2 protein-coding genes are annotated in these 9,861 nt (G+C 62.2%); both read left to right on the plus strand.

The window, feature by feature from the left end; translation table 11 throughout:
• The coding region (locus tag AO388_RS21705) for a non-ribosomal peptide synthetase (protein ID WP_153003999.1) at positions 1-4,501 on the plus strand (4,501 nt) is incomplete at its 5' end.
• A 14-nt stretch (positions 4,502-4,515) separates the two neighbouring features.
• A partial coding sequence (locus AO388_RS21710) for a non-ribosomal peptide synthetase (protein ID WP_058417094.1) occupies positions 4,516-9,861 on the plus strand: 5,346 nt, incomplete at its 3' end.

The raw sequence follows: 9,861 nt of genomic DNA on the forward strand, positions 1-9,861 counted from the left end.
CTTCGAGCTGGACATCCCCGAGCGTCAGCACTGGAATCAGGCGCTGATGCTCAAGCCGTTGCAAGCGCTGGAGGCCACTTATCTTCAGACTGCATTGACTGCGCTGGTCGAACAGCACGACGCACTGCGCTTGGGTTTCACCCAGCAGAGCGGCCAATGGCAGGCCACCTTCGGCGCGCTGAACACTCGTGAGCTGGTCTGGACCCATGAGCTGGACAGCATCGAGCGCTTGTCCGAACTGGCCGACGAAGCGCAGCGCAGCCTGGACCTGAAAAACGGCCCGCTGCTGCGTGCCGTGCTGATCAACCTGCCACAAGGCGAACAGCGCCTGTTGCTGGTGATTCACCATCTTGTGGTGGACGGCGTGTCATGGCGGGTGTTGCTGGAAGATCTGCAACAGGCGTATCGCGCCCTGGCGCAAGGCCAGCCGGTAGCACTCGCGGCAAAGACCACGTCGCTCCAGCGTTGGGCCGAGCAATTGCAACAGTATGCGACCGGCCAGAAGCTGAACACCGAGCGCGATTACTGGCTGCAGGCCTTGCAGGGCGCAGACCAGCCGCTGCCTCGCGACAAGCCCGAAGGCACGATGCGCAATCGCGACGCGGCGCATGCCTCTTCCTGGCTGAGCCGGGACCTGACCCACAAGCTGCTGAAAGTCGCGCCCGCCGCGTACCGCACGCAAGTCAACGATCTGCTGCTGACGGCGCTGGCCCAGGTCCTCTGCGAATGGAGCCAGCAGCCCTCGGTGCTGATCCAGCTGGAAGGGCATGGCCGTGAAGACCTGTTCGACGATACCGATCTGAGCCGCACCGCAGGCTGGTTCAGCAGCCTGTTTCCGGTGCGCCTCACGCCGCAGATCGCGCCGGGTGCAAGCCTGTGCGGCATCAAGGAGCAATTGCGTGCGGTGCCCGACAAGGGCATTGGTTACGGCGTGTTGCGCTATATGGGCGAGGCGTCTTTCGCGCAGCAGTTGGCTGCCTTGCCGCAGGCGCGGGTCACGTTCAATTACCTGGGCCAGTTCGACGGCAGCTTCAACGAACACCAAGGCGCGCTGTTCGTACCGAGTGCCGACAGTTCAGGCACTGCGCTGTGCGAGGACGGGCCGCTGGGCAACTGGCTGAGCCTCAACGGTCAGGTGTTCGACGGCCAGTTGCAACTGGACTGGAGCTTCAGCTGCGAGGTGTATCACGCCTCGACCATCGACACCCTGGCGCGTCGCTACGAGCAGGCGCTGACCACCCTGATCGAACATTGCACGGCCGGGCATCAAGGCGTCACGCCTTCGGACTTCCCGCTGGCGCGCCTCACCCAGACGCAGCTTGACGAGCTGCCGATTGCTGCGGGCCAGATCGAGGATATCTACCCGCTGTCGCCGATGCAGCAGGGCATGCTGTTTCATTCGCTGTTCGATGAAGGCGCGGGCAACTACATCAACCAGTTGCGGGTGGACATTCGCGGGCTGGATGTGCCGCGTTTCCGCAACGCCTGGCAGGCCGCGGTGGACAATCACGACGTGCTGCGCAGCGGTTTTGTCAGCCAGCGCGAGCAGTCGCTGCAAGTGGTGCAGCGTCAGGTGGAGGTGCCTTTTGTCGAGCTGGATGCGCGCGGTCAGCCGGAAAGCTGGCTCGACGACTGGGCGCAAGCCGATCGTCAGCAGGGCTTCGATCTGGCGCACGGGCCATTGTTACGCCTGGCCGTGTTGCGCACCGCCAAAGACGCGTGGCATCTGGTGTATACCAGCCACCATATCCTCATGGATGGCTGGAGCAGCTCGCGCCTGCTCGGTGAAGTGCTGCAACGCTACAGCGGGCAGATGCCAGCGAAACAGGCGGGTCGCTATCGTGATTACATTCAGTGGCTACAGCATCAGGATGCCGCCCTCAGCGAGCGTTTCTGGACTGCGGAGCTGGCGGAACTGGACGAGCCGACCCGTTTGCTGCAAGCGTTCAAGTCTTCGGCCGAGGGGCAGGGCTACGGCGACTACATCCAGCTGATCGACAACGACGGCACCCGACGCCTGAACGCGTTTGCCCGTGAGCAGCGCGTCACCCTCAATACGCTGCTGCAATCGGCCTGGCTGTTGCTGCTGCAACGCTATACCGGCCAGTCCAGCGTGACCTTTGGCGCGACCGTGGCCGGGCGTCCGGCCGAGTTGCCGGGTGTCGAAGAACAGCTGGGGTTGTTCATCAACACCTTGCCGGTCATTGTCAGCCCGCGCGCCGAGCAGACCGTGGCCGACTGGGTGCATCAGGTACAGGCGAAAAACCTTGCCCTGCGCGAGCATGAGCACACGCCGCTGTATGACATCCAGCGCTGGGCGCGCAACAGTGGCGAGGCGTTGTTCGACACCATTCTGGTGTTCGAAAACTACCCGGTGTCCGAAGCCCTGCAACGTGCGCCGGGCGGTCTGGCCTTCAACGACCTGCGCAATCAGGAGCAGGCGCATTACCCGCTGACCCTTGTGGTCGAGGCCAATGAGGTGCTGTCGGTGCGTTTCAGCTACGACCGCCAGCACTTCAGCGCCGAAGGCATTCTGCAACTGGCGGCGCATTTCGATCACCTGCTGCAGAGTCTCTGCGCATCGGCAACCACGCGACTTGGCGAACTGGCATTGCCAACCGCCTGGACGCAAAGCGTGCAGCGCTACCCGAGCGAGCACTGCGCGCATCAACGCATTGAAACCCAGGCCGAGCGCACACCGTTGGCCATCGCTCTGAGCTTCGGTGACGAGCAACTGAGCTATCAACAGCTCAACTGCCGCGCCAACCAGTTGGCCCATAAACTGCGTGAGCAGGGCGTCGGTCCGGATGTTCGCGTCGGGCTGGCCGCTGAACGTAGTCTGGAAATGATCGTGGGAATGCTGGCGATCCTCAAGGCCGGTGGCGCTTACGTACCGCTGGACCCGGATTACCCGCAGGATCGCCTGAGCTTTCTGATGCAGGACAGCGGTATCGAATTGTTGCTGACTCAAGCGCATTTGCTGGGTCAGTTGCCGATTCCTGCACACGTTCAAACCCTGGATCTGGCTGATGCGCTGAACGATTACAGCACGGAAAACCCGCTCAACCAAACCGCGCCGGACAACCTGGCCTACGTGATCTACACCTCGGGCTCGACCGGTAAGCCCAAAGGCACCTTGCTCGCCCATCACAACCTGATGCGCTTGTTCGCGGCCACAGATGACTGGTTCACATTCAGCGAAAAGGACGTGTGGACGCTGTTCCATTCCTTTGCCTTCGACTTCTCGGTCTGGGAGATCTTTGGCGCACTGCTGCATGGCGGCCGACTGGTCATCGTGCCCCGCGAAGTGACCCGCTCGCCGGAAGATTTCCATGCACTTCTGGTCGAACAGCAGGTCACGGTGCTCAACCAGACACCGTCGGCGTTCAAGCAGTTGATGCGTGTGGCGTGTGATTCGCCTGTACCGATGTCACTGGAAAAAGTCATCTTCGGCGGCGAAGCGCTGGACGTCGCCAGCCTGAAGCCGTGGTTCGACCGTTTTGGTGATCAGGCAGTGCAGTTGATCAACATGTACGGCATCACCGAAACCACGGTTCACGTGACCTACAGGCCAATAACCGAGGCCGACACGCAAAACCCGGCCAGCCCGATTGGCGAGGCGATCCCGGATTTGTCGTGGTATGTGCTGGACGCGGATTTCAATCCGGTCGCCCAGGGTTGCAGCGGCGAACTGCACATCGGTCATGGCGGTCTGGCGCGGGGTTATCACAACCGCGCGGCGCTGACCGCCGAACGCTTTGTGCCGGACCCGTTTTCCAACGACGGCGGCCGCCTTTACCGCACCGGCGACCTGGCGCGTTATCGGGCTGGTGGGATGATCGACTACGCCGGGCGCATCGACCATCAAGTGAAAATTCGCGGCTTCCGTATCGAGCTGGGCGAAATCGAAGCGCGGCTGCATGCGCACCCGGCCGTGCGCGAAGTGAGCGTGCTGGCGCTGGAAGGGCAATTGGCGGCGTACCTGGTGCCTACCGAGCCTGATCAGGATCAGACAACCCTGCGTGAAACGCTGAAAAGCCAACTCAGGGCGCACTTGCCCGATTACATGGTGCCTACCCATTTCATCGTTCTCGACAGCATGCCGTTGACCGCCAACGGCAAGCTTGACCGCAAGGCGCTGCCTGCGCCGGACGCCAGTCAGTTGCAGGCCACCTACAGCGCCCCGCAAGGCGAGCTGGAGCAGCAACTGGCAGCGATCTGGGCCGATGTATTGAAGATCGAGCGGGTCGGTCGCAGTGACAACTTCTTCGAGTCGGGCGGGCATTCGCTGCTGGCGGTGCAAATGCTCGTGCGGGTGCGCGAACAGTTGCAGCACGAGGTCAGCCTCAAGGATGTCTTCGAGCAACCGGTGCTGGCGGACTTCAGCGCCACGCTGCAGGAAAAAAATGGCGAAAGTGGCCACGCGCAGGACGAATTGACTAAATCACTGGAGGCACTCAAACGTTTATCAGCGGAGGAAATTGATAATTTGATTGCTTAGCAGGAGAGACCCCAGTGCAACAGTTGCTTGACTCCGTTAAATCGCTGTCCGCCCGTGAACGCAAGGCGCTGGCGGTGCTGCTCAAGCGTCAAGGGGTGAATCTCTACGGGGTCACGCCGATCGCAGTGCGGGAGACGCAGGTGCCGTCCGCGCTCTCCTACGCGCAGCAGCGGCAATGGATCATCTGGCAACTGGAACCGCACAGCGCGGCTTATAACATTCCGCTGGCGTTGCGCCTGCACGGCGCGCTGAATGTCGAGGCATTGCGGCGCAGTGTGGAGCAACTGATCGAGCGTCACGAAACGCTGCGCACCACGTTTGAACAGCAGGGCGATGAAGCGCTGCAGGTGGTGCATCCGGTGTCGCCTTTTGCGCTCGGTGTCGAGCAACTGGCGGCTGGCGAGTCCGTTGAAACGTGGGTGGATCGCCACGTGCAGCAGCCTTTCGATCTGCTGCAAGGGCCGCTGCTGCGGGTCAACGTGCTCAGGCTGAGCGGGCAGGAGCATGTACTGGTGTTGACCCAGCACCACATCGTCTCCGATGGCTGGTCGATGCCGATCATGGTCGAGGAGTTGATGCAGTTCTACCAGGCCGCCAGCCTCGGTCGCGAGGTCAAGCTGGCGCCTTTGCCGATCCAGTACGCCGACTACGCCCTCTGGCAGCGCAACTGGCTGGGAATGGGTGAACAGGAACGCCAGCTGGCGTACTGGAAGCAGCAACTGGGCGAGCAACAGCCGATTCTGGAATTGCCCACTGATCGGCCGCGTCCTGCGCTGCGCAGTTACCAAGGTGCGCGGCTTAACGTCGAGCTGGACGCTGCGCTGCTTGACGGCCTCAAGGTGCTGGCGCGGCAACAGGGCATCACCCTGTTCATGCTGTTGCTGGCCTCGTTGCAGACCCTGCTGCATCGCTACAGCGGTCAGGCCGATATACGCGTCGGCGTGCCGGTCGCCAACCGTACCCGCAGCGAAACCCAGGGGCTGATCGGCTTCTTCGTCAACACCCAGGTGCTCAAGGCCGAATTCACCATGCAGACATCCGTGGCCGAGCTGTTGCAGCAGGTCAAACACACCGCCGTACAGGCGCAGGCGCATCAGGACCTGCCGTTCGAGCAACTGGTCGAAGCGTTGCAGCCGCAGCGCGACCTGAGCCGCAGCCCGCTGTTCCAGGTGGCCTACAACCACCAGAGCGAAGGCCACAACCAGACCCGTGAGCTGGCAGGGCTGCGTCTGGAATATCAGGTGTCCGCCAAGCACACCGCGCAGTTCGACCTGACCCTCGACACCTGCGAACGCCCGGACGGCCTGACAGCCGCATTGACCTACGCCACCGACCTGTTCGACGCATCGACCATCGAGCGCATGGCCGGGCACTGGCGCAACCTGCTGAGCGGCATGTGCCGCGACGTCAACCAACGCATCGCCGATCTGTCGCTGTTGAGTATCGATGAACGGCAAGACACCCTGCGCGACTGGAACCGCGACATTGCGGTTTACCCAAGCGATTATTGTGCCCATCAACGTATTGAAACCCAGGCCGAGCGCACGCCGCTGGCCATCGCTCTGAGCTTTGGTGCCGAGCAGATGAGCTATCAACAGCTCAACAGCCGTGCCAACCAACTGGCCCATAAACTGCGCGAGCAGGGCGTTGGCCCGGATGTTCGCGTGGGGCTGGCCGCTGAACGCAGTCTGGACATGATTGTAGGGATGCTGGCGATCCTCAAGGCCGGTGGCGCATACGTGCCACTGGACCCGGATTACCCGCAGGATCGCCTGAGCTTTCTGATGCACGACAGCGGCATCGAACTGTTGCTGACTCAAGCACATTTGCTTGGCCAGTTACCGATTCCTGCACATGTTCAGAAGCTGGATCTGGCTGATGCGCTGGACGGTTACAGCACGGAAAACCCGGTCAACCAGACCACGCCGGACAACCTGGCCTACGTGATCTACACCTCGGGCTCGACCGGCAAACCGAAAGGCACCTTGCTCGCCCATCACAACCTGATGCGCCTGTTCGCGGCGACGGATGACTGGTTCACATTCAGCGAAAAGGACGTGTGGACGCTGTTCCATTCCTTTGCCTTCGACTTCTCGGTCTGGGAGATTTTCGGCGCGCTGCTGCATGGCGGCCGACTGGTCATCGTGCCGCGCGAAGTAACCCGCTCGCCGGAAGATTTCCACGCGCTGCTGGTCGAACAGCAGGTCACGGTGCTCAACCAGACACCGTCGGCGTTCAAGCAACTGATGCGTGTGGCCTGCGATTCGTCGCTACCGCTGTCGTTGCAGAAAGTCATCTTTGGCGGCGAGGCACTGGACGTCGCCAGCCTGAAGCCGTGGTTCGAGCGCTTTGGCGATCAAGCGCCACAACTGATCAACATGTACGGCATCACTGAAACCACGGTGCACGTGAGCTATCGACCAATCACGCTGGCCGACACGCAGAACCCGGCCAGCCCGATTGGCGAGGCGATTCCCGACCTGTCGTGGTATGTGCTGGATGCTGATTTCAACCCGGTTGCCCTGGGTTGCAGCGGCGAACTGCACATCGGCCATGCCGGTCTGGCGCGGGGCTACCATCACCGCGCCGCGCTGACCGCCGAACGCTTTGTGCCGGACCCGTTCTCCAATGATGGTGGCCGCCTCTACCGCACCGGCGACCTGGCGCGTTATCGCACTGCCGGAACCATCGAATACGCCGGGCGTATCGACCACCAGGTGAAGATTCGCGGCTTTCGTATCGAACTGGGCGAAATCGAAGCGCGGCTGCATGCGCTCCCGGCGGTGCGTGAAGTGAGCGTGCTGGCGCTGGAAGGGCAGTTGGCGGCGTACCTGGTGCCTACCGAGCCTGATCAGGATCAGCCAACCCTGCGTGAAACGCTGAAAAGCCAACTCAGAGCGCACTTGCCCGATTACATGGTGCCTACCCATTTCATCGTTCTCGACAGCATGCCGTTGACCGCCAATGGCAAGCTGGACCGCAAGGCGTTGCCTGCGCCGGACGCCAGTCAGTTGCAGGCCACCTACAGCGCCCCGCAAGGCGAGCTGGAGCAGCAACTGGCAGCGATCTGGGCCGACGTGTTGAAACTCGAGCGGGTCGGACGCAGTGACAACTTTTTCGAGCTGGGTGGGCATTCGTTGCTGGCCACTCAGGTGATTTCGCGTATTCGTCAGCAACTGGACGTCGAGTTGTCGTTACGCGACTTGTTCGAAGCGCGTGATCTGGCGGCCTTCGCGCTGGCAGCCGGCGCAGGGCAGGGCAACGACGCGCCGCGCTTCATCAAGGCCGACCGCACGCAGCCGCTGGGGCTGTCTTACGCGCAGCAGCGTCAGTGGTTCCTCTGGCAGCTTGATCCGCAGAACACCGCGTACATTATTCCCGCAGCCCTGCGCCTGCGCGGTTCGCTGGACATCGCTGCGCTGGAGCACAGTTTCAGCGCGCTGATTGCCCGTCACGAAACCCTGCGTACGACCTTCCGCCAGCAGGGCGAGCAGGCGCTGCAGATCATCCACCCGCCACGTGCCTTGATCCTGTCTGTCGAGTCGCTGCCCAGCGGCCAGACTCTTGAAGCTTGCATGCAGCAGGAAATGCAGCGCCCGTTCGATCTGGAGCAGGGACCGCTGTTGCGGGTCCGCTTGCTGAACCTCAACACCGATGAGCATGTGCTGATTCTGACTCAGCATCACATCGTCTCCGATGGCTGGTCGATGCCGATCATGGTCGATGAACTGGTGCGCCTTTACGAGGGCTACAGTCAGGGCCGTGAGGTGAGCCTGACCGCGCTGGACCTGCAATACGCCGACTACGCACTGTGGCAGCGGACCTGGATGGAGGCTGGCGAGCAGGCCCGGCAGCTGGATTACTGGAAGCAGCAATTGGGCGATCAGCAGCCGATTCTGGAGCTGCCCGCCGATTATCCGAGGCCAGTGGTGCAAAGCCATGCCGGTGCGCGTCTGGCAGTCGAGCTTGAGCCTGCGCTGATCGATGGCTTGAAGCAGGTTGCGCGGCAACAGGGCGTGACTCTGTTTATGCTGTTGCTGGCCTCATTCCAGAGCCTGCTGCACCGTCACAGTGGCCAGTCGGATATTCGCGTCGGCGTGCCGATTGCCAACCGCAACCGCGCTGAAACCGAAGGCCTGATCGGCTTCTTCGTCAACACACAGGTGCTGCGCGCCGAGTTTGACGTGCATACGACGTTCAATGAGTTGCTGCAGCAGGTCAAATACACCGCCCTGCAAGCCCAGGCGCATCAGGAGCTGCCATTCGAGCAACTGGTCGAAGCCCTGCAGCCACAGCGCAGCCTTAGCCACAGCCCGCTGTTTCAGGTGATGTTCAATCACCAGAGCCAGGCCAGCGCCGACGTCCGCGCGCTGCCCGGTCTGCAGGTCGAAGCGCTGCTGCCGGACAGTTACCCGGCGCAGTTCGACCTGACCCTCAACACTGCCGAACATGACGGTGGCCTGAGCGCTGGCCTGACCTATGCGACAGCGTTGTTCGACCCGCGCACCATCGAGCGCATGGCCGGGCACTGGCTGGCCTTGTTGCAGGCCATCTGCGCCAATGCCGCACAGCGCATTGCCGAAGTGCCGATGCTCGACGTGGCTGAACGGCAGCAGATTCTTCACGACTGGAACGCTACCGCTGCAGACTTCCCCAACGAAGCCTGCCTGCACAGCCTGATCGAAGCCCAGGTGCGCGCCACGCCGGACGCACCGGCGCTGGTTTTCGCCACTGAACAACTGAGCTACGTACAGCTCAACGCCCGCGCCAATCAGCTTGCGCATCGCCTGCGTGAGTCGGGCGTTGGCCCGGACGTATTGGTGGGCATCTGCGTCGAGCGCAGCCTGGAACTGGTGATCGGTCTGCTGGCGATCATCAAGGCCGGTGGCGCCTACGTGCCGCTGGACCCGGACTACCCCGAGGATCGTCTGGCCTACATGATGCAGGACAGCGGCATCGGTTTGCTGTTGACCCAGACGGCGCTATTGGCGCGTTTGCCGGTTCAGGTACAGAGCCTGTGCCTGGATCAGGACGGCGACTGGCTGGAGGGCTACAGCACCGCCAACCCGGTCAACCTCAGCCATCCATTGAACCTGGCTTATGTGATTTACACCTCCGGCTCAACCGGCAAACCCAAGGGCGCGGGCAACAGTCATCGTGCGCTGGTCAACCGTCTGCACTGGATGCAGAAAGCTTACAAAATTGATGGCAGCGATACCGTTCTACAGAAGACGCCGTTCAGTTTCGACGTGTCGGTCTGGGAATTCTTCTGGCCGCTGATGACCGGCGCGCGTCTGGCCGTGGCGCTGCCGGGTGATCACCGCGACCCCGAGCGGCTGGTGCAGACCATCCGCGAGCAT

Origin of the sequence: Pseudomonas sp. ICMP 10191 (assembly GCF_001467335.1) — a bacterium.
In the GTDB taxonomy this organism is placed as follows: domain Bacteria; phylum Pseudomonadota; class Gammaproteobacteria; order Pseudomonadales; family Pseudomonadaceae; genus Aquipseudomonas; species Aquipseudomonas cerasi.